This window comes from Pseudonocardia parietis (genome assembly GCF_017876315.1).
GTDB lineage: Bacteria > Actinomycetota > Actinomycetes > Mycobacteriales > Pseudonocardiaceae > Pseudonocardia > Pseudonocardia parietis.
On sequence record NZ_JAGINU010000001.1, the window covers coordinates 3,097,665 to 3,120,568 of the forward strand.

25 protein-coding genes are annotated in these 22,904 nt (G+C 73.2%); 13 read left to right on the forward strand and 12 right to left on the reverse strand.

Annotation, left to right across the window (positions count from 1 at the left end):
- Positions 1-21: 21 nt before the first annotated feature.
- Together JOF36_RS14720 and JOF36_RS14725 are read right to left on the reverse strand one after the other, a co-directional pair.
- Positions 22-465, reverse strand: coding sequence for a VOC family protein (locus JOF36_RS14720; RefSeq protein WP_210027384.1), 444 nt, complete (start codon positions 463-465; stop codon positions 22-24).
- A 3-nt stretch (positions 466-468) separates the two neighbouring features.
- Complete coding sequence (locus JOF36_RS14725; RefSeq protein WP_210027385.1) at positions 469-1,152, reverse strand: TetR/AcrR family transcriptional regulator; 684 nt, start codon at positions 1,150-1,152, stop codon at positions 469-471.
- A gap of 80 nt (positions 1,153-1,232) precedes the next feature.
- On the opposite strand from JOF36_RS14725, the gene JOF36_RS14730 reads away from it, so the two are divergent.
- Positions 1,233-2,597: a phytoene desaturase family protein gene (locus JOF36_RS14730; RefSeq protein WP_210027386.1), complete on the forward strand. Its 1,365-nt coding sequence runs from the start codon at positions 1,233-1,235 to the stop codon at positions 2,595-2,597.
- Between the two features lie 45 nt (positions 2,598-2,642).
- On the opposite strand, the gene JOF36_RS14735 is transcribed toward JOF36_RS14730, so the two are convergent.
- Both JOF36_RS14735 and JOF36_RS14740 read right to left on the reverse strand, forming a co-directional pair.
- Positions 2,643-2,972 (reverse strand): zinc ribbon domain-containing protein, encoded by a 330-nt coding sequence (locus JOF36_RS14735; RefSeq protein WP_210027387.1) that lies wholly within the window; start codon positions 2,970-2,972, stop codon positions 2,643-2,645.
- 21 nt (positions 2,973-2,993) lie between these two features.
- Positions 2,994-4,706, reverse strand: a complete 1,713-nt coding sequence (locus JOF36_RS14740; RefSeq protein ID WP_210027389.1) for a heparan-alpha-glucosaminide N-acetyltransferase domain-containing protein — start codon at positions 4,704-4,706, stop codon at positions 2,994-2,996.
- Between the two features lie 173 nt (positions 4,707-4,879).
- Here JOF36_RS14740 and JOF36_RS14745 point away from each other — a divergent pair, with 173 nt between their 5' ends.
- From JOF36_RS14745 to JOF36_RS14765, 5 genes are all read left to right on the forward strand, one after another.
- Entirely contained in the window at positions 4,880-5,425 is a 546-nt protein-coding gene (locus JOF36_RS14745; RefSeq protein ID WP_210027390.1) for a PadR family transcriptional regulator, read from the forward strand.
- A gap of 1 nt (position 5,426) precedes the next feature.
- A complete protein-coding gene (locus JOF36_RS14750; RefSeq protein WP_210027392.1) occupies positions 5,427-6,065 on the forward strand; it encodes a GyrI-like domain-containing protein in 639 nt (212 codons plus the stop codon).
- A 142-nt stretch (positions 6,066-6,207) separates the two neighbouring features.
- Positions 6,208-6,681: a helix-turn-helix transcriptional regulator gene (locus JOF36_RS14755; protein ID WP_210027394.1), complete on the forward strand. Its 474-nt coding sequence runs from the start codon at positions 6,208-6,210 to the stop codon at positions 6,679-6,681.
- A 5-nt stretch (positions 6,682-6,686) separates the two neighbouring features.
- Positions 6,687-7,097, forward strand: coding sequence for a VOC family protein (locus tag JOF36_RS14760; protein ID WP_210027396.1), 411 nt, complete (start codon positions 6,687-6,689; stop codon positions 7,095-7,097).
- Between the two features lie 92 nt (positions 7,098-7,189).
- Positions 7,190-9,568 carry an ATP-binding cassette domain-containing protein gene (locus tag JOF36_RS14765; protein WP_210027398.1) on the forward strand — a complete coding sequence of 793 codons (2,379 nt, stop codon included), beginning with the start codon at positions 7,190-7,192 and terminating at the stop codon, positions 9,566-9,568.
- A 4-nt stretch (positions 9,569-9,572) separates the two neighbouring features.
- Here the strand turns inward: JOF36_RS14765 and JOF36_RS14770 are convergent, their stop codons facing one another.
- The 3 genes from JOF36_RS14770 to JOF36_RS40865 form a co-directional block, all read right to left on the reverse strand.
- A complete protein-coding gene (locus tag JOF36_RS14770; RefSeq protein ID WP_210027400.1) occupies positions 9,573-10,547 on the reverse strand; it encodes a phosphotransferase in 975 nt (324 codons plus the stop codon).
- 194 nt (positions 10,548-10,741) lie between these two features.
- Positions 10,742-11,578 (reverse strand): universal stress protein, encoded by an 837-nt coding sequence (locus tag JOF36_RS14775; RefSeq protein ID WP_210027402.1) that lies wholly within the window; start codon positions 11,576-11,578, stop codon positions 10,742-10,744.
- Positions 11,575-11,706 (reverse strand): hypothetical protein, encoded by a 132-nt coding sequence (locus tag JOF36_RS40865; protein WP_307862380.1) that lies wholly within the window; start codon positions 11,704-11,706, stop codon positions 11,575-11,577. The genes JOF36_RS14775 and JOF36_RS40865 overlap by 4 nt, the downstream gene beginning before the upstream one ends.
- 192 nt (positions 11,707-11,898) lie before the next feature.
- Here JOF36_RS40865 and JOF36_RS38950 point away from each other — a divergent pair, with 192 nt between their 5' ends.
- Positions 11,899-13,311, forward strand: coding sequence for a helix-turn-helix domain-containing protein (locus JOF36_RS38950; protein WP_210027404.1), 1,413 nt, complete (start codon positions 11,899-11,901; stop codon positions 13,309-13,311).
- Here the strand turns inward: JOF36_RS38950 and JOF36_RS14785 are convergent.
- A complete protein-coding gene (locus JOF36_RS14785; RefSeq protein WP_210027406.1) occupies positions 13,284-13,661 on the reverse strand; it encodes a hypothetical protein in 378 nt (125 codons plus the stop codon). The genes JOF36_RS38950 and JOF36_RS14785 overlap by 28 nt on opposite strands.
- 83 nt (positions 13,662-13,744) lie before the next feature.
- Entirely contained in the window at positions 13,745-13,996 is a 252-nt protein-coding gene (locus tag JOF36_RS14790; RefSeq protein ID WP_210027408.1) for a hypothetical protein, read from the reverse strand.
- 129 nt (positions 13,997-14,125) lie between these two features.
- On the opposite strand from JOF36_RS14790, the gene JOF36_RS14795 reads away from it, so the two are divergent.
- From JOF36_RS14795 to JOF36_RS14810, 4 genes are all read left to right on the forward strand, one after another.
- Positions 14,126-14,779 (forward strand): GOLPH3/VPS74 family protein, encoded by a 654-nt coding sequence (locus tag JOF36_RS14795; RefSeq protein WP_210027410.1) that lies wholly within the window; start codon positions 14,126-14,128, stop codon positions 14,777-14,779.
- 193 nt (positions 14,780-14,972) lie between these two features.
- Positions 14,973-16,106 carry a sensor histidine kinase gene (locus tag JOF36_RS40870; RefSeq protein ID WP_210027412.1) on the forward strand — a complete coding sequence of 378 codons (1,134 nt, stop codon included), beginning with the start codon at positions 14,973-14,975 and terminating at the stop codon, positions 16,104-16,106.
- Complete coding sequence (locus tag JOF36_RS14805) at positions 16,103-16,801, forward strand: response regulator (protein ID WP_307862381.1); 699 nt, start codon at positions 16,103-16,105, stop codon at positions 16,799-16,801. The genes JOF36_RS40870 and JOF36_RS14805 overlap by 4 nt, the downstream gene beginning before the upstream one ends.
- A 50-nt stretch (positions 16,802-16,851) precedes the next feature.
- Positions 16,852-17,469 carry a dihydrofolate reductase family protein gene (locus tag JOF36_RS14810; RefSeq protein WP_210027415.1) on the forward strand — a complete coding sequence of 206 codons (618 nt, stop codon included), beginning with the start codon at positions 16,852-16,854 and terminating at the stop codon, positions 17,467-17,469.
- Between the two features lie 10 nt (positions 17,470-17,479).
- Here the strand turns inward: JOF36_RS14810 and JOF36_RS40875 are convergent, their stop codons facing one another.
- A complete protein-coding gene (locus JOF36_RS40875) occupies positions 17,480-18,349 on the reverse strand; it encodes a DUF3152 domain-containing protein (protein WP_210027417.1) in 870 nt (289 codons plus the stop codon).
- Between the two features lie 109 nt (positions 18,350-18,458).
- On the opposite strand from JOF36_RS40875, the gene JOF36_RS14820 reads away from it, so the two are divergent.
- Entirely contained in the window at positions 18,459-19,541 is a 1,083-nt protein-coding gene (locus tag JOF36_RS14820) for a DUF3500 domain-containing protein (protein WP_307862382.1), read from the forward strand.
- 69 nt (positions 19,542-19,610) lie between these two features.
- Positions 19,611-21,509, forward strand: a complete 1,899-nt coding sequence (gene acs, locus JOF36_RS14825) for an acetate--CoA ligase (RefSeq protein WP_210027419.1) — start codon at positions 19,611-19,613, stop codon at positions 21,507-21,509.
- 21 nt (positions 21,510-21,530) lie between these two features.
- Here acs and JOF36_RS14830 read toward each other — a convergent pair whose 3' ends face one another.
- Positions 21,531-22,190, reverse strand: coding sequence for a potassium channel family protein (locus JOF36_RS14830; protein ID WP_210027421.1), 660 nt, complete (start codon positions 22,188-22,190; stop codon positions 21,531-21,533).
- The gene (locus tag JOF36_RS14835) at positions 22,190-22,852 is read right to left on the reverse strand and encodes a potassium channel family protein (RefSeq protein WP_210027422.1); all 663 of its coding nucleotides are present in this window, start codon (positions 22,850-22,852) and stop codon (positions 22,190-22,192) included. Before JOF36_RS14835 ends, JOF36_RS14830 begins: the two co-directional genes overlap by 1 nt.
- Between the last annotated feature and the right edge of the window lie 52 nt (positions 22,853-22,904).

The following is a 22,904-nucleotide window of genomic DNA, read 5'->3' on the forward strand; positions in this document are numbered from 1 at the left end:
CACCGGACGCTCGCGTCCCGGTCAGCCCGCAGCGATCGCGTTGAGCGGGCCGTCGAGCAGCTCCACGACGTTGCCGTCGGGATCGTGGAGGTAGATCACTCGCACGGCACCCCACCGGCCGGGGCGCTGCCACAGCCGGGAACCGCCGGCCGCCTCGGCACGGTCGAGAGCGGCGTCGACGTCGTCGACCTGGATGCCGACATGCGGCAGGCGTGCCTCGGGACGCGCGGGCTCGACCCAGCGCGGTGGATCGTCCCCGAACTCGAACAGCTCGACACCGCTGCCGTCCGGGAAGCCGAGCAGCCCGATCCGGTAACGGACCTCGGGGCCGGCCGCCATGGCGAGTGCGGCCCCCTTCCCGGCCAGGTCGATCGGCAGACGGAGCGGCGTCGCCCCCAGGACCGAGTAGAACGCGGTCGCGCGGTCGAGGTCGGCGACCCGCAGGCCGACGTGGTGCAGCGACATCGCTCAGCCCACCGTCGTCCCGCCTGCCGCGGAGCGCTCGGCAGCTCGCTCCGGGTCCGGCGTCCGGCCGCTCTCGTCGGGCTGCGGCGACCTGTCCGCGGGCGGGTACCGGAGCTGGGAGACGAGGGCGTGCACCGTGCCCGTCTGACGGTCGGCGGGCCAGTCGTCCGGGTGGAACACGGCGTGGCTCGCGACCCCGTGGACGAGCGCGACCAACGACCGCGCCTCGTCCGCAGGCCGTCGGTCGGGGTGGACGCGCCCGTCCTGTCGCGCCGCCGCGACCGCCTTCTCGAGCAGGGCTCGATGGCCGGTCACCCGGCTGCGTTGGAGCGCGGCGAGTCGCGGATCGTGGATCGCGGCACCCATGAAGCCCAGCCAGGTCAACCAGTTCAGCCGACGTGCCTCGTCGAGGGGCAGCACGGCCTCGCAGAGCAGCTCGATCCGGCGGGGGTGCTCGTCGCCGGGCAGCTGCTCCACGCGCCCCCGCGCCTCGTCGACCGATGCCCGGTAGGCCGCTTCCAGCACCTCCGCCTTGCTGGCGAAGAAGTGCGTGATCACGGTCGTGCTCGCTCCCGCCTCCGCCGCCAGCGAACGGAGTGAGATGTCGGGCCCCCGGGTGGCGACGAGCCTGGCGGCGAGGCCGGCGATCTCGCGGCGGCGGGCATCCGCGTCGATCCGAGGTGGCATTGACCCAAGATACAACACTGGGTATACATCGACCGTTGTACATCGTGGTACCGAGGTGTCGCCGGCCGAGTGGAGAGCGGATGCGCTACGACGTCGTGGTGGTCGGGGCAGGGGTTGCGGGCCTGGTCACCGCCCTGACCCTGGTCGAGCAGGGCAAGCGGGTCGCACTGGTGGAGAAGCACGGATACCTGGGCGGCCGGGCGATGGAGCACCGGTACCGCGGGCACCAGATCGGCCTCGGCTCGCACCTCGTCGAGGATCCCGGGGACAGCCTCACCCGGGTGTGCGAGCTGGTCGGCATCACCGTGACGCACTCCGACCGCAGCGACTCGATGCCCTTCTGGGACCGCGACCGCTGGCGGCCCATCCAGGAGCTCTACTCCGGCTCGGCGAAGCAGGGCCTCAAGCGCTGCATCCAGGCGCTGACCGAGACCGACTACGCCGATCTCGACAAGCTCGATCACCTGCCGCTGCGGGAGTGGATGGCGCAGTACACCTCCGACGAGGGCGTGTACACCGTCTGGGAGGCCATCTCGATCCTCGAGCAGATCACCGACAAGTGGTACGACCACTCCGCCTCCGAGAACCTCTACGTCCGCAAGATGCACTACGAGCGCAAGCGCACCGCGGGCTACTCGTTCTGGCCCATGGGTGGCTGGGAGAAGCTCTGGAAGGAGATGGCTGCGGCGTTCACCGCCCGCGGCGGCGAGCTGCTGCTGTCCACCACGGTCCGGCGGGTGCTGGTGGACGACGGTGCGGTCACCGGCGTCGAGCTGCGCGGTGCCGCAGGAGCGCCGGGGGACGTCCTCGAGGCGGACGCCGTGGTCGTCAACGCGCCGGTGTGGAACGTCCCGAACCTGTTCGAGGACGGCGTCCTGCCGCACAACCTGCTGCAGCGCATCAGGATGCTGGCCGGTAACCGCAACCGGGCCTGCTGGATCGGGTACTGGATCGCCGCGAAGGAACCCGTGATCGCGATGTCCGAGCGGGAGATGGCGAGCTTCCAGGCCACCCCGCGTACCGGGCTCGGCGGGTTCACCCTCAACTTCACCGGCTACGACCCGGACGTCTCCCCGCCGGGCGAGTACCTGACCTGCGTCGGCGCCGCGTTCGACGCGACGCAGCACTACGGGGACAAGGCCTGGCTGGACCGCAAGTTCCACGAGTTCTGGCTGGACATCGAGGACATGATGCCGCAGGCCAAGGGTGCACTGTGGACGAAGAAGCACCTGGTCACGACGTACGGCGTCATCAACAAGCCCGGGCTGGTCGGTGCGGTGCGGCCGGACACCCGTGTCCGCGAGATCGACGGCTTGTTCCTCACCGGGGACACCGTCCGCTCCCGCGGCATCGGCATCGACAAGGCGGCCCGGACGGGCATCACCGCTGCCGAGGCCGTCCTCGGCGACCGCCTGCCGTTCTTCGCGGACACGGTGCGGTACTGAGTGAGTCCGCCGGACCGGTGACCGGGGGAGCGGTCGTGGTCGAGGTCAGGCTGTCTGGTCGGCGCCGAGGCGGCGGGCCTCGGTGCGCGTGATCGTCCGCGTCGTCCCGCACTGCGGGCACCGCGTCTCGAGACGGCTCCGCAGCGGCAGGACCGGCACGAAGAAGAGCGTGAACCGGGTCCGGCGATGCACCAGCGACTGCGGGCCGGGGTGACCGCAGACGGCGCAGCCGAGCGCGATGAGGCCCAGCGGCCGTTCCTTGCGCGACAGCCCGAAGATGACCAGCATCAGATGGCCACCGGAGAACGGTCGGCCGGTCGTGGGTCGCTCACGCGCTTCCTCCTCGATGTCGTCCGGCTTCCACCGTACGGACACCACCGCTCGCCGGCCGGGCTCCTACGGGCAGTGGCCGGCGTCGAAGGTGTCGACCGTCGTCTGCGCGGACTCCACCGCCGAGTCGTCCGGGGTGACACCCCCGGTCGCGTTCGCCTCCGCCCGCGCGTCGTCGGCGAGTACGGCCACCGCGCCCCGGATCTCGGCGGGGGCCACCCGCCGCATCTCGTCCATCGTGGCCGCGGCCTGCTCGAGGGCGGCCTGCGTCGGCTCGTCCTCGGTGTCCAGCAGGCCGTCGTAGCGGTCGGACAACACGCAGTACCGGACCGGGTCCCCGGGGGCGGGGCCGGCGGGCGCCGGGCTCCTGGGGGCATCGACGACGTCTCCCTCGACCGGCGCCGCACCGGTCCCGGTCGTGGGCCCGGCGGTGTCGGTCCGGGTCCAGACGCCGAGGCCGAGCGCGGCGACGATCACCGCGACGGCGGCGATCCCGGCGGCCGCGCGGATCCCGGCCCGCGACCTCGCGGACAGATCATGGGCGGCGGGCGTGCGGGGCAGGCGCGCCGCGACCGCGCTGCGGGCGGCGGTGGCCGGCACGGAGACGAGCTTCTCCAGTGGCCCCTGGCCGATCCATCGTCGCCAGGCCACGGCCAGGGCCAGGGCGCCGACGAGCATCGTCGCGAACAGCAGTGCGGGCCGGTCCTCCAGGGCCCCGGTGGCGAGCAGCACGAGGTGCGCGCAGTACAGGGTCAGCGCGAGGCTGCCGACCGCCGCCAGCGGTGCGAGCAGCCGCCGCAGCCTCGGCGACCGGGTGAGTAGCAGCGCGGCACCGAGCACCGCCGCCGCTGCGCCGAGGGTGTGCAGGAGGTCGATCGGAGTGTGCGAGTGCGGGGCCGGCAGCGCGAGGTGCCACCACGTCGACAGCGGCTGGTGCTCCTCCCACAGCAGCTGCGCCGGGCCGGTCGAGTCGTCGCCCTCCTGCCCCAGACGGGCGAGCCCGCCCAGCGGGTACAGCAGGAACCAGGACACCGCACGGGACGCGACGGCCAACGCCAGCCCGCCGCCGAGCAACCACCGGGCCACCCGGCGCGAGGACAGATCCAGCCGGCCGACCGCCATCCCGGCGGTGAGATAGCCGAGGTAGACCACGACCGGGTACGCGCCCGACAGGAGGAGCTGGACGAGCACGCCCAGCGGGTCCTGGACGATCGTGCTGAACGTCGGGTCGTCCTCGCCCGCGTACGGCAGGTCCGCACCGGCGGTCGTCATCAGCAGCAGCGGACCGAGGGCGAACACGGCGGCGGTGATCCCGCCGAGTACCAGCGGCCCCGCGCCCAGCAGCGGTAGCGCCAGCACGAACAGCAGCCCGTAGACGGGCAGGATCCCCCAGATCCCGCTCAGGGGAGCGATGAGCCCGAGCGCGAGCCCCAGCACGAGGACGATCACCGCGCGGACCAGCAGGCCCGCCGATGCCGCGACGCGCGACCGTCCCCGTGCCCGTTCCGGTCCGCCGGAGAGGAACGCGACGCTCACGCCGGCGACGAACACGAACGTCGCCGCCGCCCGTCCGGCCGCCAGCATCGCCACGGCGGTGGGGGAGCCGTTCTCGGTCGCCTGCGGCAGCGCGTGCGTGGCGATCATCCCGATCACCGCGAGGCCCCGCGCCACGTCCACCCCGACCAGGCGCGGCCGCCGCCGGGTGGTCGGGAGACGCAGTGGGGTGGTGACATCGGTTCCCGCCGGAGGCGGGCTGTCTGCTGGTGCGGGCGCTGACATGGCGCTGCTCCCGGATGGTTGCCGATCCCCTCCGTCTGCAGGCCCGCAGGCGGCGATGTCGACCCTGGCAGCGTCCGCGCGGCGTGTCGGTCGGGCCGGTACTAGACCGAGGTGGGGTCAACCCCACCCGGAGGTAGGGCGTGCACGTCTTATTCCAGTGCTAGAATACTGCCGTGCCGGACGGGCTGACCAACGCGGACCTGGTGATGCTGGGGCTCCTGGCGGAGGAGCCGAGGCACGCCTACGACCTCGAGGTCGTGATCAGGGAACGGGGCATCCGTGAGTGGACGTCACTGGCCTTCTCGTCGGTGTACTTCGTGCTGAACCGCCTCGAGGAACGCGGCCTGGTGCGCAGTGAACGCGCCGCCGGCGGTCCGAAGGCGCGGCGCGTCTACCGGCTGACCGAGGACGGGCGCAGCGCGTGCGTCGAGGGCACCCGCCGCCTGCTCGTACAGCTCCCGCCCCGACCGGCGCCCGTGCTGGTCGGGATGGCGAACAGTGCGTTGCTCCCTGCCGACGAGTTCGTCGCGGCGTTGCAGGAGCGCCGTCGCGTCGTCACCGACAAGCTCGTCGAGCTCCGGCGAACCAGGTCCGGCCAGGAACCGGTGCCCCGGTCCGCCGCCGCGATCTTCTCGTATCACGAGGCCGAGCTGGGGGCGGAGCTCTCGTGGATCTCAGAGGTGCTCGCCGACGCACCCGGCAGTCCGGAGGAGGACTGACATGTCGAACTACGACGTCAAGAAGGCGTTCCCGCGGCTCTACTCGTCGAAGGTGGGTGAGTTCGAGATCGTCGACGTGCCGCCGTTGTCCTACTTCCAGGTCGACGGGCACGGCGACCCCAACACGACCGAGTCGTACGCGAACGCGGTGCGGACGCTGTACACCGCCTCGTACGCCGCGCGTGCGATCGCGAAGTCGGAGCTGGGGCGGGTGCACACGGTCGCGCCGCTCGAAGGGCTGTGGAGTGCCGACGACCCGACGGTCTTCGCGTCGCGCGACAAGGCCGGCTGGGACTGGACGATGATGATCACCCAGCCCGAGTGGATCTCGGCGGAGATCGCACATGCCGCCGTGGAAGCCGCGCGGGCGAAGGCCGCACCCGCCGTCGATCTCCTCCGGTTCGAGGAGTACCGGGAAGGCGTGAGCGTGCAGACGCTGCACGTCGGGCCGTACGACGACGAGGGCCCCGTCCTCGCCCGGCTGCACGACGAGTACATGCCCGGCAACGGCTGGACGTGGAACGGGCGCCACCACGAGATCTACCTGTCCGACCCGCGCCGGGCCGCTCCGGACAAGCTGCGGACGGTTCTGCGCCAGCCCGTCAAGCTGGTCCGGACGGGGGTCGGCGACCCGGCGTGACCGGGCAGGTCGCGCCACTGCGGGAACTGCTCGGCGATGAGGGCGTGGACCAGCGCGGCGTCGATCGGCATCGCGGGATCGTCCCGGAACCGGGGAGCGGAACGACATCGGGTTTGCGCGGTGGCTGTGGCACGATCGTGCCGTGACCAGCCGCGATGACCAGCGCCTGCGCGACCTGGCCCGCCTGCGCCGGATCCGCGACCGGATCGACCGCGAGTACGCCCGGCCGCTCGACGTCGAGGCGCTCGCCCGCGGCGAGCACATGTCCGCGGGGCACCTGTCGCGCGAGTTCCGCCGGGCCTACGGCGAGTCGCCCTACAGCTATCTCATGACCCGGCGGGTCGAGCGCGCGATGACGCTGCTGCGCCGCGGCGACCTGTCGGTCACCGAGGTGTGTTTCGCCGTCGGCTGCTCGTCGCTGGGCACGTTCAGCACCCGGTTCACCGAGCTCGTCGGGATGCCGCCGAGCGTGTTCAAGCGGAAGTCCGCAGCGAGCGAGCAGGCGAGCGAGCCATCAGCGCCGGGGACGGAAGGCATCCCGGCGTGCGTCGCGAAACAGGTCACCAGACCGGTCAGGAATCGAGAAGCCCGGGAACGGGCCTCCTCCCTAGCGTGAACGCCATGGACATCACCATTCACTCGAGCTTCCTCCCGCACACCGACCCCGAGGCGTCGCTGGCCTTCTACCGCGACGCGCTCGGCTTCGAGGTCCGCCTCGACGTCGGCTACGAGGACATGCGCTGGATCACCGTCGGCCCGGCAGGCCAGCCCGCGGTCTCGATCGTCCTCGCGCCGCCCGCGGCGGACCCGGGCATCACCGACGAGGAACGCCGCGTCGTCACCGAGATGATGGCCAAGGGCACCCACTCGGCGATCCTGCTGGCCAGCCCCGATCTCGACACCGCGTTCGACAAGGTGCAGGCGAGCGGGGCGGAGGTCGTGCAGGAGCCGATGGACCAGCCGTACGGCGTGCGCGACTGCGCCTTCCGCGATCCCGCGGGCAACATGGTCCGCATCCAGGAGCGGGCCTGAGGATCACGTCCGCCGGCCGCCCCGCGTAACGGCGAGGGTGGCCGGCGTCGACGGAGTACCGGATGCATCGCACGACGACGGGGGAAACATCGATGAGCACGGCCGCCCAGCACGCCGCCGACAGTCACGACCTGATCCGTGTGCACGGCGCGCGGGAGAACAACCTCTGCGACGTCGACGTGGAACTGCCGAAGCGGCGGCTGACCGTGTTCACCGGGGTCTCCGGCTCCGGGAAGAGCTCGCTGGTCTTCGCGACGATCGCCGCCGAGTCCCAGCGGATGATCAACGAGACATACAGCACCTTCGTCCAGGGCTTCATGCCGACCCTGGCCCGGCCCGACGTCGACGTCCTCGACGGCCTGACCACCGCCATCATCGTCGACCAGGAACGGATGGGCGGTGACGTCCGGTCCACGGTGGGCACCGCGACCGATGTCGGTGCGCTGCTGCGGATCCTGTTCAGCCGCATCGGGCAGCCGCACGTCGGGTCGGCGAAGGCGTTCTCGTTCAACGTCGCCTCGATCAGCGGGTCCGGCGCGGTGACCATCGAGAAGGGCGGGCGCTCCACCAAGGAACGGCGCAGCTTCGAGATCATCGGTGGCGCGTGCCCCCGCTGCGAGGGCCGCGGGAACGTCTCCGACTTCGACCTGACCGCGTTGTTCGACGACAGCAAGTCGATCAGCGAGGGCGCGCTGACGATCCCGAACTACTCGGTCGACGGCTGGTACGGCCGGATCTTCTCGAGCTCCGGCTTCTTCCCCGGCGACAAGCCGATCCGGAACTTCACGAAGCCGCAGATGGACGCGCTGCTCTACAAGGAGCCGACCCGGATCAAGGTCGACGGCGTCAACGTCACCTTCGAGGGGCTGATCCCGCGGATCGAGAAGTCGTTCCTGTCCAAGGACCGCGAGGCGATGCAGCCGCACATCCGCGCGTTCGTGGACCGGGCGATCGTCTTCCGGACCTGCCCGGACTGCGACGGCACCCGGCTGTCCGAGCTCGCGCGCTCGTCGAAGATCAACGGCATCAACATCGCCGACGCCAGCGCGATGCAGATCAGCGACCTCGCGGAGTGGGCGCGTGGTCTCGACGAGCCCTCGGTCGCTCCGTTGCTGACCTCGCTGCGCGAGACCCTGGACTCGTTCGTCGAGATCGGACTGGGATACCTGAGCCTGAACCGGCCGTCCGGTTCGCTCTCCGGCGGCGAGGCCCAGCGCACGAAGATGATCCGGCACCTCGGGTCGTCGCTGACCGACGTCACCTACGTGTTCGACGAGCCCACCATCGGGCTGCACCCGCACGACATCGCACGCATGAACGACCTGCTGCTGCGGCTGCGGGACAAGGGGAACACCGTGCTCGTCGTCGAGCACAAGCCGGAGACGATCGCGATCGGCGACCACGTCGTCGACCTCGGTCCCGGTGCGGGTGCCGACGGCGGCCGGGTCGTCTACGAGGGGACGGTCGACGGGCTGCGCTCCAGCGGCACGGTCACCGGCAGGCACCTCGACGACCGGGCGTCGCTGAAGGAGACCCTGCGGGAGCCGAAGGGCCACCTCGAGGTCCGCCGGGCGAACAGCCACAACCTGCGCGACGTCGACGTCGACGTCCCGCTCGGCGTGCTGACCGTCGTCACCGGCGTGGCCGGGTCCGGCAAGAGCTCGCTGATCCACGGCTCGATCGCGGGCCGGGACGGCATCGTCGTGATCGACCAGGGCGCGATCAAGGGATCACGGCGCAGCAACCCGGCCACCTACACCGGACTGCTGGAGCCGATCCGCAAGGCCTTTGCCAAGGCGAACGGGGTGAAGCCCGCGCTGTTCAGCGCCAACTCCGAGGGTGCCTGCCCGAACTGCAACGGCGCGGGCGTCGTCTACACCGACCTGGCGATGATGGCCGGTGTCGCCACCCCCTGCGAGGTGTGCGAGGGGAAGCGGTTCGACGCGTCGGTGCTGGAGTACACCTTCGGCGGCGGTGAGAACGCCAAGGACATCAGCGAGGTGCTCGCCATGTCGGTGGCCGAGGCCGAGAAGTTCTTCGGCGCCGGCGAGGCACGCACGCCGTCCGCGCACAAGATCCTCGAGCGGCTCGCCGACGTCGGCCTCGGCTACATCAAGCTCGGCCAGCCGCTCACCACACTGTCCGGTGGCGAGCGGCAGCGGCTGAAGCTGGCGGTGCACCTGGGGGAGTCCGGTGGCGTCTATGTCCTCGACGAGCCGACCACCGGCCTGCACCTCGCCGACGTCGAACAGCTGCTCGCGCTGCTGGACCGGCTCGTCGACTCCGGCAAGTCGGTGATCGTCATCGAGCACCACCAGGCCGTGATGGCGCACGCGGACCGGATCATCGACCTCGGTCCGGGCGCCGGGCACGACGGCGGGAAGGTGGTGTTCGAGGGGACGCCGGCCGAGCTCGTCGCGGACCGGTCGACGCTCACCGGGCAGCACCTGGCCGAGTACGTGGGGGCGTGAGACCTCAGCTCTCCAGGTCGGTCAGCGTCTGCAGCAGTCCTTCCCAGGCGGTACGGCTGTCGGCGTCGTCGGCGTGCGGGTTGCGGAACCAGCGCAGGAACTCGCCCAGGTCGGCCAGTCCCCAGCGCAGCCGGTAGAGCTCCAGCGCGTGCCGTTGCGGCTCGTATCCCGTCGCGTCGGTGTACGCCGACAGGTCCCCGCCGACGACGGCGAGGTCCCGTTCCGGCACGCCCAGCCCGACCGTGTCCCAGTCGATCAGCAGCTGCCCGCCGTCGACGTCGAGCAGGTTGCCCGGATGCGGTTCCCCGTGTGTGACGACGGTCGGGCGCCCGGAGGCACCCAGCTGGTGGATCAACGCGTCGGCATCGGTGAGCCGGTTCCGGATCGTCGTCGCGTGCGTGACGACGGCCTGGCGGGCCGGCTCCGAGAACGGGCCACCGCTCCAGGAGACGTCCTGACCGGCGAGCGCCTCCTCGATCACCACCCGGTCCGGGACGTCCGGCGTGTGCACCGGGGCGCCGTCCGGTTCCGGTGCCGTGTGCAGCTCGGCCAGCATGGTGAGCAGGTGGTCGCGGTCGGCGGGGGGCAGCTCGGAGTAGAAGTCCCGGCTGCTCGTGACCTCGACGTGGGCGAACAGCGTCAGCGCCCACCGGCCGTCGAGGTCGGTCACCGGCTCCCCGGCCGGCGAGGGTTCCGGGGCGAGGACGAAGTGCAGCCCACCGGCGCGCAGCGCGGTCGTGGTGCGCATCGCCGCCCGGTATCCCACCAGCGCGGCGGCCGCGGTGGCGCCGCACTGCGGCTTGTCGGTCAGGTCGGAGATCTTCACGAACCACCGCCTTCCGTCCGCGCCGGTCGCCTCCCAGTGGTAGTCACCGAAGCCGACCGCGAGGTAGTGCAGCTCCCGGGCGTCGATCCCGTGATGGCGGGTCAGGGCGGATCGGACGTCGCCGTCGTCGAACCCGGTCGGCCGCTGCTCCATGCGGGCGATCCTCTCGCGCCCACGACCGGATCGGCCACCCGGTCGACGGGACGGGCGCTCAACCGGGCGACGGGCGGGTACGCGACCGCCGCGACCGGAGCAGCAGGTACACCGCGAACCCCGCCTGGACGACGACGTAGCAGGTCGCGAACGGCAGCATCACCAGCCCGGCACACGCCGTACGCCGGTCGCGATCAGCGGGCGGCCTCCCGCGGCGGCGCCGGTTCCGGTGTCCGCGCGGTCACCTCCGGTGTCTCGACGGGGACGACCAGCACCGGGCAGCCGGCGGCGCGGACCGTCTCGAAGGTGGTCGAGCGCAGTCGCGGACGGTCGCCGGTGCGGTGGTTCCCGACGACGAGCAGCCCGGCGTGGTGCGCCGCGCGCAACAGCGCCGGGAGCGCGCGGTCCTCGACCACGTCGGCGTGTACGGCGACCCGGTCGGTGCTCCAGTCCCTGGCGAGCCCGGTCATCCGCTCGGCGACGCTGCCGTCCCGCCCGCGGGGCCCCTGGGCGTGCACGATCCGAAGGTCCCAGTCACGGCGCCGGGCGAAGTCGTGGGCGGCGCGCAGCAGCGGGGTGTCCTGGTCCGGGTGCTTCACGCCGACCACGACGGGGCCGGTGTGGTCGGCGGTGTCGGCGTGCACCGCCGCGACCGGCGTGACGGCCCCGCGCAGGATCGGGAGGAGCACCGGGCCCGCGGGCCCGTCGCCGGGGCGGCCGTGCCCGAACGCACCGAGGACCAGCAGGTCGGCCTCGGTCGCCGCGGTGGTCAACGCCCGCAGCGGAGGTTCGTGGACCAGTGCGGTCTCGACGTCGACACCGGGCGCGGCCGAACGCGCGACTCCGACGGCCCGGGCGAGGACCGCGCGGGCGTGGCGGCGCCAGGCGGGTACGTCACCGCTGTCGTAGGTGGCGGCGTGCACGATCCGCAGGCTGCATCCGCGGGCGAGTGCCTCGCGGGCGGCCCACCGGGTGAGGGCGGCCGCCCCCGGTGTGCCGGTGACGCCGACGGTGACCGGCCGGGGGCTCACCGCACACCACCACGGGCGCCCGTACGGAAGTCCGGTGCCCGGCACCGGCCGCGGGTGCGGTCGTCCGGCGGCGGGCCGTCGCCGGACACCCGCGACGAGCAGGAGATGAGCACGATCTGGGCGTCCACGGTGGCTCCTCGGGTCGAGGTGGCTGGGCGGGCCACCTCGACCCTTGCAGGTCGTCGCGCCGAGGTGCAGGCACGAAGGGCCCGCGATCTGCAGGACCGACGTCCCTCCTGTACGGGCCCACCGGTTCCGCAAGCCCGGTCCACGCTGTCGAGCCGGGTGCGTCCGACACCGGATGTGTGCATCCTGGGATCGTGCAGCTTCAAGCCGACTTGAGCGAGGAGCTGGTCCCGATCGACGAGGCGGCCCGGCTGCTCGGGACCACGACGTCGGCCTTGCGCTACTTCGACGAGCGAGGCCTGGTCCGGCCGGCGGTGGGGGCTCGTGGCCGCCGCTGGTACGGACGCGCCGAGCTGCGCGCGCTGGCGCTGGCCCGCACCGCACAGCAGATCGGCGTCCCGCTCGACACCGTCACCGGCCTGCTGGCCCGGCCGTTGCCGGACCGGTGCGACGAGCTCACCGACCGGATCGGTGCGCTCGACCGGCGCTCCGGGCGGGCCCGCGCGGTGCGGGCGCTGCTCGAGCACGGCCGCGACTGTCCGTCGGAGGCCCCGGTACGGGATTGCCCGTCGATGGCCGTCGCGCTGGACGGGCTGCTGGAGGGCGCTCCGGCCGAGCCGCTCGCGCACCTCGGGGCCGGGGCGGGCGGGCAGCACGAGGTCGCCGTCATCGTCCGGCCGGGAGTGCGGTCGATGGAGCTCGGCCTGGTGCACCAGATCCTCGGCGGCGCCCGCTCGGCTTGCGGCGCACCGCTCTACCGGGTCCGCACCTGCGCGCTGCGGGCCGGGCCTGTGCGGACCGATGCCGACTTCGCTGTCGCCGTCGAGCACGGCCCGGAGATCCTGGCGACCGCGGACACGGTGGTCCTGCTGGGCACCAACGACGACCACCAGGAACCGCATGTGCTCGATGGCGGGCTCGGCGCCGCACTCGCCGGGCTCGGGCCCGGCACCCGGATCGCCTCGATCTGCACGGCGGCGTTCCCGCTCGCGGCGGCCGGGTTGCTCGACGGGCTCCGGGCCACCACGCACTGGCTGTCCGCGGACGACTTCCGCCGTCGCTTCCCGCAGGTGGACCTCGACCCGGACGTGCTCTACGTCGACGAGGGCCGGGTGCTCACGTCGGCGGGGGAGGCGTCCGGGATCGACCTGTGCCTGCACCTGGTCCGGCGGGACTTCGGCGCCGCGGTCGCCAACGAGATCGCCCGGCGGACCGTGGTGCCGCCGTACCGTGAGGGCGGTCAGGCGCAGTACGTCGCCCGCCCGGTGACGCCCGAGGGCGCCGGGACCGGCACCGCGGCGCTGCGGGAGTGGATGCTCGCCCACCTCGACCGCGCGCACTCGCTCGACGAGCTGGCCGGGCGGCTGCACGTCGGCGTCCGCACGCTGACCCGCCGCTTCCGCGGCGAGACCGGGCTGAGTCCCCTCGAGTGGCTGCTGCGCCAGCGGGTGGAACGGGCCCGCGAGCTCCTGGAGACCACGACGCTGCCGGTCGAGGGGATCGCCCGGCGCTGCGGGTTCGGCAGCGCGACCGCGCTGCGCCAGCACTTCACCGCCCAGGTCGGGGTGGCGCCGCGGGTCTACCGGCGGACTTTCTGCGGATCCTGACCGCAGCCGTCCGGGTCGACGTCACGGCCCCACAGCCCGGGGAGCAGCGGAAGGGCCAGGATCGTGACCGCCCCGAGCGCCATCAACAGTGGGACCGCACGGAGACCGAGCTCCGCGGCCGCCACGATCGGGCCGCCGATCACGAGCAGCACGACGGCGGCCGCCCGGACCGCGGCGGTGCCCGGGCTCAGTGGCAGGTCGAGAGGGTGTACGACCGCGACGGCGAGCCAGGACCCGGCGACGGCGAGCCCGGCCAGCACGAGTGCCACGGTGAAGGGGAGGGTCGCCGCGATCAGCAGGGCGGTCACGGCGACGACGGTGGCGGCTACGGGGTAGCGGTTCTCGGACATGTCACCAGCGTCGGCACAGCGATGGCTCGCGGACAGTGGCTCAACGGCCTGCAAGCACAAGGATCGGGCCACGATCCGTCAGATCAGCGCCGCAGCGCGTCCCGGATCTCCTCGAGGACCACGGTCTGCTCGCGCACCGCCCCGATGAGTGCGGCGACCTGGTCGTCGCCGTGGCGCATCTCCTGGTAGAGCGCGCTCACCGCGTAGGCGGTCGCGGCGGTGTGCCCCTCGGTCGCCTCCGCGTGGTTCTTGGCCCGGTCGGCGGTGTCCAGCAGTCCGAGGGCGTGCTCGATGACGTGCTGGCCGCTCTCGCGGTGGCTCTGCGGTTCGGGCATGTCCACATCGTACCCATTCGGGTGATCGATGATCACGACTTCCGTCGCACCGGTGCCGACCTTCGCCGGGTGCGGCCGTCACGTCCGGACCGGCACGCTCGGTGTGCGGCGAGCGGAAGGAGCAGACCGATGGACGACGCCACGGTGCACACGTTGCCCGAGATGCTGGCCCTGGTGCTGCTCGACCCCGGCACCGGCCGGTTCGTCGTCGACCATCAGCGAACAGAGCGGGCGCTCGCCGGCGCGGTGCTGCTCGATCTCGCCGCCCGCGGCCGGCTCGAGACCGACGGCTACCGGCAGCCCCGACTGCGTCTCGTCGCCGGGACGGGCACCGACGTCGTCGCCGACCGGGCGACCGGGCTGCCGACCGGCTGGTTCCGGGCGAAGCGGGGCGTGACCCGGCTGGTCCCGGGGCTGCGCGGTGCCGTGCTCACCGCGCTCGTCCACGACGGGCACGTCGAGCGGGAGCCCGGCGGGTTCCTGCGGTTCGCCCGGTGGTGGCCGGACACGGCGTTGCGCGACATCCTGCTGGCCGGTGTCGCCGCCGCGCTGCGCGACGGCGTCGCGACCGACGCGCGGATCGCGGGCCTGGTCTCGCTGCTGCACGCGGTCCGGGCCGAGCACCGGGTGCTCGAGGGACGCCGCCGAGAACTGCGCGACCGCGCCCGCGTCGTCGCCGACGGCGACTGGGCCGGCCCGGCGGTCACGGCCGCCGTGCGGGAGGTCCAGGCGGCCGCGGCAGCCGTCACCGCGGCGGCAGCAGTGGCCGGGAGCGGCTCGTGAACGCCCCGCGGGGCATGCCGGGGAGGGGACGCGTGAGCTCCTGGGGAGAGCGCACGCGGGCATCGGGACCGGGGGGATCCTGAGCGCCCCGCCCCGCGGGGTGGGCGGGCACGGTCTCCGGGGGGAGCACCGTGCCCGCCCGATCCGTCGGGGACATCCTGGACACCGGCGATGGGCCGCATATGGTCGACGGGTGCTCCGACCGGCGGTGAGGTCCGCGATCGTGATGATCGCGGTGGCGGCGGCCGGTTTGACCATGGGCGAGGCCCTGGTCACCGACGCCGGCCGGATCGCCCTGCTGGTGCTCGGCCTCGCGGCGATCGGCTGCGTCCCGTGGCGTTACCGCTACCCGTGGGCCTTCGTTCTCGGTTCGATCCTCGTCGGCAACGTCTCCCTGATCGCAACCTACCTGCCGTTGGTGGGCGTCTTCGTGATCGCGACCCGGCGCCGGACGACCGAGACCGTCCTCGTGCTGGTGCTGTCCGTGGCCGCGGCGGCGGCCAACATCTACCGCGGCATCCCGGACCTGCAGGAGATGCTGCTCCTGCTCGGGGGAGCGGCGGCGCTGCTGACGTCGTCGGCGGTCGGTGGGCTGCTCGCCGGCAACCGCCGCGCGATGGTCGACGACCTGCGCGAACGCCTCGCCCGTGCGGAGGCCGAGCAGGTCGAGCGCGACGAGCAGGCCCGGGCCGCCGAGCGGCGCCGGATCGCCGGCGAGATGCACGACCGGCTCGGGCACCGGCTGTCGCTGCTGTCGGTGCACGCCGGTGCCCTCGTGCTGCGCACCGACCTGTCCGCGGAGACGGTCCGGGAGAGCGCGCAGGTGCTGCGCGACACCACGCACCGGGCGATGGAGGACCTGCGCACCATCGTGCAGGTGCTGCACGAGCCACCGTGCCCGGACGCGGTGGAACCCGAGGACACCGAGGACCTCACCGCCGTCGAACAGCTGGTGAGCGAGGCCCGTGCGGCCGGGGCCGACGTCTCGCTCCGGTCGACGGCGTTGCTGCTGGTGTCGCCGCCCGGCCGGCCGCTCGCCGGTGTCGCCTACCGGGTCGTGCGGGAGGGCCTGACCAACGCCGCCCGGCACTCGCCGGGCGCCGCCGTGGAGATCGTCCTCGACGGGCGTCCGGGCCGCGACCTCACCGTCACCGTGCACTCCGGGTGCACGGGCGAGGGGCCCGCGCCGCAGGGCGCCGGTACCGGCCTGGTGGGGTTGCGCGAGCGGGTGGAGACGCTGACCGGCGGGACGCTCGCACACGGCCCGCTGCCCGACGGGTACCGGTTGCGGGCCGTACTGCCATGGACGAAGGAGAAGGACGCGTGAGTTCCGCCGAGACCGAGATCCGGGTGCTGCTGGTCGACGACGACCCGCTGGTCCGGGCGGGCCTGAAGGTGATGCTCGACGGGCACACGATCGACGCGACCGACGCCGCCCCGCAGCGCCGGATCCGGATCGTCGGCGACGTCGGCGACGGCGACGAGGTCCCTGCCGCGGTGCGCGCCACACAACCGCACGTCGTGCTGATGGACCTGCGGATGCGGCGGGTCAACGGCGTCGTCGCGACCCAGCGGCTGGTCGCGGAACCGGATCCGCCGACCGTCGTCGTCCTGACCACGTTCGACGCCGACGAGCACGTCGTGCGGGCGCTGCAGGCCGGCGCGAGCGGCTTCCTGCTCAAGGACGCCGCGCCGGAGGGCATCGTCGAGGCAGTCCGGGCGGCTGCCGACGGCGACGCCGTGCTGTCCCCGGCGATCACCCGCCGGCTGATCGGGATCGTCAAGGGCGGGTCCGGGCCGGTGGACCGTCGCCGGTCCGCCCGATCCCGGCTCGACCGCCTCGCCGAACGCGAGCGCGACGTGGCCGAGGCCGTCGCCCACGGCGGCTCCAACGCCGACATCGCCGAGGAGCTGCACATGTCGGTGGCGACGGTGAAGTCCTATGTGTCCAAGCTGCTGCGCGAGCTGGGACTGGACAACCGGGTACAGATCGCGCTGCTGGTCCGCGACGCATCCGACTAGTTCCGATCAGGTCCGATGAGTTCCGACCGCTACCGGTGGTCGTAGTGGGCATGAAGCTCACAGCAACGATGTTCACCTCGGCCGACGGTGTCTACCAGGGCCCCGGCGCCCCCGACGAGGACCGCTCCGGAGGTTTCACCCGCGGCGGCTGGCTGGTACCGCACTTCGACGAGCGGACCGGCGCGTTCATGGACGAGGTCTTCGGCCGGGTGGACGCCTTCCTGATCGGGCGACACACCTACGAGATCTTCGCCGGGTCCTGGGGCACGATGGCCGACCCCGGTGACGACCCGATCGCCGTCGGGTTCAACACCCTGCCGAAGTACGTGCCCTCGACCACGCTGACCGACCCGGCGTGGTCCGGTACCACGGTGCTCTCCGGTGACGTGGCGGCGGCCGTGCAGGAGCTCAAGGCACGGCCGGGCCGGGAGCTGCAGGTGCACGGCAGCGGCGAGCTCGTGCGGTGGCTCCTGGCGAACGACCTGCTCGACGAGCTGAACCTGCTGGTCTTCCCGGTGATCGTCGGCGCCGGGCGGCGGCTGTTCCCGGCGGACGGCCCCGACGTCGCGCTGGAGCTCGCCGGGTCGCGGACCACGCCGAGCGGCGTGACGATCCTGAGCTACCGCACCGCCGGGCGGCCCGGGTACGGGGCGGTGGAGGTGGAGTGAGCGCGGTGTCTCAGCGCGGCCAGGAGTTCGGGGCGCAGCCCTTCAGCCCGAGCGTCTGCTGCTGCATCACCGGAGCAGGCTTCCCGGCGCCCGGGCAGGTCTCGTGGTGGTGCCCGAGCCAGTGCCCGACCTCGTGGTTGACCAGGTAGCGACGGTAGGCGGTGAGGTCGCGGGCGTACTCGGCGGTGCCGTGCGTCCAGCGCCCCAGGTTGAGCACGACCCGGTCGCCGTTGCGGCAGGACAATCTGCCCACCGTCTCCAGCGGGCTGCAGAGCCGGTCGGCGAGCGCGGGTGTGGCGAGCACGATCCGCAGCGGGGCGGCGCCGTCGGTGCGGGCGAAACCGACCGAGCCGCCGCCACCCCAGGACCGCGGGTCGTTGAGCACGGCGGTGACGAAGCCGGCGAACGCCGCACCGTCGACGTCGACCCCGCGTTCGACCTCGACGCGCATCGGCACGGTGCGCGCCCGCCCGGCCGGGGCGGCGCTGCTGCCGGGGACGACGGCCGGTTCGCCGGACGCCGACGCCGGGACGTCCTTGCCCCGCAGGCCCGCCCGCCGGTCGGCCTCGGACACCGCGGGTGCGGTCGCCGGGTCCGGCCGCGCGGGCGCCGCGGTGGCCTCGCCCGCGGGTGGGTCCGGCGTGGGGGCGGGAACCGGAGTGCTCGCCGGGGCGCACGCGGCCAGGGTCAGCGCGGCGAGCAGTGCGACCGCGGTGCCACGGATGCGGCCGGCCCGTCCGCCCGTCCGTGACGCCGAGTCCTGCCCGCGGGGCCTGCCCGACCGCCCCGCAGCGCGGTAGCTGCGCGCCCGGCGGTGCCGGCGCGACTCCGCGCGGCCGGTGCGGGCCGGCCGGACGTCGGCCGGGGGCGGGTGCGGCACGTCGGCAAGGGTTGCAGACGACGTGCCCGCGCACGACCCGGCGCGCACGATCCCCGTTCGCGCGAACGTCGCGCCCGGATCCTCCGGCGAGCCAGTAGCGTCGCCACCTGTGACGACGGGGGAGCAGGAGACGGCGGCGGCGATGGCGGAGGCCGCGACGGCGTGGCTCGACACCCTGGAGGGCGATCAGCGCTCCACCGGGACCGGGGAGGGGCCGCGCGGCGCCGACGACGAGCGCCGCCGCTGGTTCTACACGCCCACCGACCACGGCGGCCTGACCCTGCACGCACAGCGCCCGATCCAGCAGCAGCGCGCGATGCGGCTGGTCGCCTCCGGACTCTCCGAGGCCGGCTTCGCCACCGTGGCGACGGTGATGGGACTGGAGAACGTCCTCGACCGAGCCCAGGGGTGGCCGTCGCGGCCGTACCGCGAACGGTTCCGCGACCCGGCGCTGTACTACCTGCGGGTCTTCGGCGACCCGGCCGGCGGGGCCTGGGGCTGGCGGTTCGGCGGGCACCACGTCTCGCTGAACAACCTGGTCGTCGACGGGCGGGTGGTCGCGACGACGCCGTGCTTCCTCGGTGCGAACCCGGCCGCGACACCGCTGCTCGGCGGGGGCGCGGGCCGGCCGCTCGGGCCGACCGAGGACCTCGGCCGCGAGATCGTCCACGGGCTCCCGCCGGAGCTGCTCGACCGGGCGGTGCTGCTGGAGACCGCGCCGCCGGACCTGGTCACCGCGAACCGCCCGGTCGTCGCACCCGGTGACCGACCGCTGCCGACGTCCGCGATCCGCCGGGAGAGCCCGCCGGGACCGGCCGACCCGGTCGAGGGCACCGATCCGGTCGCGCTCACCGCGGCACCGCGGGGCGTCCCGGCGAGCGTGCTCGGGGACCGGGAGCGCGAGCTGCTGCGACGGCTGCTGTCGGCCTACCTGGACCGGGTCCCGGCCGGGGTGTCGCCCGCCGGCCGCTACTTCGACGACGCCGCCCTCGACGAGGTGCACCTGGCCTGGGCGGGGTCGCTCGAACCGGGCGAGCCGCACTACTACCGGCTGCAGGGCCCGCGACTGCTGCTCGAGTGGGACAACACCCAGGACGACGTGAACCACGCGCACTCGGTCTGGCGGGACCCGGAGTCGGACTTCGGGCTGGACGTGCTGGCCGAGCACCACGCGTCGTTCGAGCACCGGTGACGGCACTCACCTGTGCTGCTCACAGCACTCACCTGACCGGGCCGGGTGCCGCGGGCCAGGATCGAGGGCGTGTCATTCGCTCCGCCGCCCGAACTCGCCGCATCCGCGAACGTCTCCGCCCAGGCCTACGGTGAGGCCGCCGCCGACCCCGAGGCGTTCTGGTGTGCGCAGGCCCGTCGCCTCGAGTGGGAGCGGGCGCCCGAGCAGGGCTACGACGGGAGCCGGTGGCCCGAGGTCACCTGGTTCGCCGACGGCACGCTGAACGTCGCCCGCAACTGCGTCGACCGGCACGTCGACGCCGGCGACGGCGCGAAGGTCGCGCTGCACTGGGAGGGCGAGCCGGGCGACCGGCGCACCGTCACCTACGCCGACCTGCAGGGCGAGGTCGCCCGCTGCGCGCACGCGCTCACCGCGCTGGGCGTCGGCCGGGGGGACGTGGTGGTCGTCTACCTGCCGGTGCTGGTCGAGACGATCGTCGTGATGCTGGCCTGCGCCCGGATCGGCGCGATCCACTCGCTGGTCTTCGGCGGGTTCTCCGCGTCGGCGCTGCGCTTCCGTCTCACCGACGGCCGAGCGAAGCTGCTGGTCACCACGGACGGCCAGTACCGGCGCGGCAAGGCCGTCCCGGTGAAGGCCAACGCCGATGAGGCCGCCGCCGGTGTCGACCCCCTGGAGCACGTGCTCGTCATCCGCCGGACCGGGTCGGAGATCGACTGGACCGAGGACCGCGACGTCTGGTGGCACGACGTCGTCGACCCGCAGCCCGCCGAGCACACCGCCGAGGCGTTCGAAGCCGAGAGCCCGCTGATGCTGGTGTACACCTCCGGCACCACCGGGAAGCCGAAGGGCCTGCTGCACACCATGGGCGGCTACCTGACGCAGACCTCGTGGACCTCGTGGGCGTGCTTCGACCACAAGCCCGACGACGTCTTCTGGTGCACCGCCGACCTGGCCTGGGTCACCGCGCACACCTACGAGGTCTACGGGCCGCTGTCCAACGGCGTCACCCAGGTGATCTACGAGGGCACCCCGGACACCCCCGAGCCCGGCCGGCACTTCGAGATCATCGAGCGGTACGGCGTCACCGTCTACTACACCGCCCCGACGCTGGTCCGGACCTACATGAAGTGGGGCGAAGAGGTCCCGGCGCGCCACGACCTGTCGTCGTTGCGGCTGCTCGGGACCGTCGGCGAGGCGATCAACCCGGAGGCCTGGCGCTGGTTCCACCGCGTGCTCGGGGCCGGCCGGTGCCCGATCGTCGACACCTGGTGGCAGTCCGAGACGGGGGCCGCGATCTGCGCGCCGCTGCCCGGTGTCACCGAGCTCGAGCCGGGCTCGGCGACGCTCCCGCTGCCCGGACTGTCGGTGCGCGTCGTCGACTCCGCCGGCCGGACCTGTGAGACGGGGGAGGGCGGCCTGCTCGTGATCGACCGGCCCTGGCCGTCGATGGCGCGCACGGTGTGGGGCGACCCGGAGCGGTTCCGGTCGTCGTACTTCGCCGACTTCGCCGAGCAGGGCTGGTACAAGGCCGGTGACGGCGCGGTGATCGACTCACGGGGTTACGTGACGATCCAGGGCCGGGTGGACGACGTCATGAACGTGTCCGGGCACCGGCTCGGCTCGATCGAGCTGGAGTCGGCGCTGGTCTCGCACCCGCGGGTGGCCGAGGCAGGTGTCGTCGGCGCACCGGACCCGACGACCGGGCAGGCGGTGGTCGCGTTCGTGACCGTCACCGACGGGCCCCACGAGGGACTGACCGACGAGCTGCGCCGCCACGTCGCGACGGTGATGGGGCCGGTGGCGCGGCCGCGCGAGGTCGTGATCGTCGGCGAGCTGCCCAAGACCCGCTCGGGCAAGATCATGCGACGGCTGCTGCTCGACGTGACGGCCGGGCGCGAGCCCGGGGACACGACCTCACTCGTCGATCCGGCCGCGTTCACCGAGCTGGCGGCGGGCTACCGCCCCTGAGCGGTCGTCGCCGTCCACCGGTCACGAGCGCTTCAGCGCCTCCCGGATCTCCTGCTCGACCGCCGTCGTCGCGACGAACAGCAGCTCGTCGCCCGGCTCGAGGGCGTCGTCGGGCTGCGGGACGATCACCCGGCCGCCGCGCAGGATCGTGACCAGCGCCGAGTCCGGGGGCAGCGTCACCGCGCGCACCGGCCGCCCCGCGAGCGGGGTGTCGTCGGGCAGCGTCACCTCGACCAGGTTGGCCTGCCCCTGGCGCAGCGTCAGCAGCCGCACCAGATCGCCGACGGCGACCGCCTCCTCGACCAGCGCGGCCAGCAGCCGCGGGGTGGACACCGCGACGTCGACACCCCAGTTCTCGCCGAACAGCCACTCGTTGCGGGGGTCGTTCACCCGCGCCACCACCCGGCGGACCCCGAACTCGGTCTTCGCCAGCAGCGACACCACGAGATTGACCTTGTCGTCACCGCTGGCGGCGATCATGACGTCGCACCCCTCGATGCCGGCGTCCTCCAGGGACGACAGCTCGCAGGCGTCCGCGTGCACCCACTCGGCGCCCGGGACGGCGGGCGGGTCGATCTGGGCGTGCTCCCGCTCGATCAGCATCACCCGGTGCTCGGACTCGATCAGCTCCAGCGCGATCGAGCGCCCCACGGCGCCCGCGCCCGCGATCGCGACCCGCATCAGTCCTCCTCGGGCGGCGCCGCCGCGGCCGCCGTCACGTCGCCGACCGTCCCCGAGATCGCCGCCACGTAGACGGTGTCCTCGGCCTGCACGGTGGTGTCCTTCGTCGGCAGCACGCCGGTCCCGAACCGGACGACGAACGCGACACGCGAGCTCGTCGCGCGCTCCAGGTCCCGGATCGGGCGGCCCACCCACTCCTCGTGCAACGGCAGCGGCAGGACGGCCACGGTGCCGGTGGGCTCCCGCCAGGCCGTCGCGACGCCGTCGGGCAGCAGCATCCGCAGCAGCCGGTCGGTCGTCCACGGAACCGTCGCCACGGTCGGGATGCCGAGCCGCTCGTAGACGGCCGCCCGCTTCGCGTCGTAGATCCGGGCGACGACCTTCTCCACGCCGTAGCTCTCCCGCGCCACCCGCGCGGCGATGATGTTCGAGTTGTCCCCGGAGGAGACGGCGGCGAACGCGTCCGCCCCCTCCAGGCCCGCCTCGTCGAGGGCGCTGCGATGGAAGCCGAAGCCGACCACCTGCTTCCCCCGGAAGTCCGGCCCCAGCCGGCGGAAGGCCTGCGGGTCGCGGTCGATCACGGCGACCCCGTGACCGAGCCGCTCCAGACCCGAGGCCAGGGACGCGCCGACCCGGCCACATCCCACGATCACGACGTGCATGACGAAACGGAGTCCTTCCGGCGGTGCGGCGGTCGGGGTCGGCCGTGCCGAG

Excerpts from the sequence above, each read along its gene's own strand:
- JOF36_RS14720 (WP_210027384.1), bottom strand. The coding sequence starts at position 465 with ATGTCGCTGCACCACGTCGGCCTGCGGGTCGCCGACCTCGACCGCGCG.
- JOF36_RS14725 (WP_210027385.1), bottom strand. The coding sequence starts at position 1,152 with ATGCCACCTCGGATCGACGCGGATGCCCGCCGCCGCGAGATCGCCGGC.
- JOF36_RS14730 (WP_210027386.1), top strand. The coding sequence starts at position 1,233 with ATGCGCTACGACGTCGTGGTGGTCGGGGCAGGGGTTGCGGGCCTGGTC.
- JOF36_RS14740 (WP_210027389.1), bottom strand. The coding sequence starts at position 4,706 with ATGTCAGCGCCCGCACCAGCAGACAGCCCGCCTCCGGCGGGAACCGAT.
- JOF36_RS14750 (WP_210027392.1), top strand. The coding sequence starts at position 5,427 with ATGTCGAACTACGACGTCAAGAAGGCGTTCCCGCGGCTCTACTCGTCG.
- JOF36_RS14760 (WP_210027396.1), top strand. The coding sequence starts at position 6,687 with ATGGACATCACCATTCACTCGAGCTTCCTCCCGCACACCGACCCCGAG.
- JOF36_RS14765 (WP_210027398.1), top strand. The coding sequence starts at position 7,190 with ATGAGCACGGCCGCCCAGCACGCCGCCGACAGTCACGACCTGATCCGT.
- JOF36_RS14770 (WP_210027400.1), bottom strand. The coding sequence starts at position 10,547 with ATGGAGCAGCGGCCGACCGGGTTCGACGACGGCGACGTCCGATCCGCC.
- JOF36_RS14785 (WP_210027406.1), bottom strand. The coding sequence starts at position 13,661 with ATGTCCGAGAACCGCTACCCCGTAGCCGCCACCGTCGTCGCCGTGACC.
- JOF36_RS14790 (WP_210027408.1), bottom strand. The coding sequence starts at position 13,996 with ATGCCCGAACCGCAGAGCCACCGCGAGAGCGGCCAGCACGTCATCGAG.
- JOF36_RS14795 (WP_210027410.1), top strand. The coding sequence starts at position 14,126 with ATGGACGACGCCACGGTGCACACGTTGCCCGAGATGCTGGCCCTGGTG.
- JOF36_RS14810 (WP_210027415.1), top strand. The coding sequence starts at position 16,852 with ATGAAGCTCACAGCAACGATGTTCACCTCGGCCGACGGTGTCTACCAG.
- JOF36_RS14830 (WP_210027421.1), bottom strand. The coding sequence starts at position 22,190 with ATGCGGGTCGCGATCGCGGGCGCGGGCGCCGTGGGGCGCTCGATCGCG.
- JOF36_RS14835 (WP_210027422.1), bottom strand. The coding sequence starts at position 22,852 with ATGCACGTCGTGATCGTGGGATGTGGCCGGGTCGGCGCGTCCCTGGCC.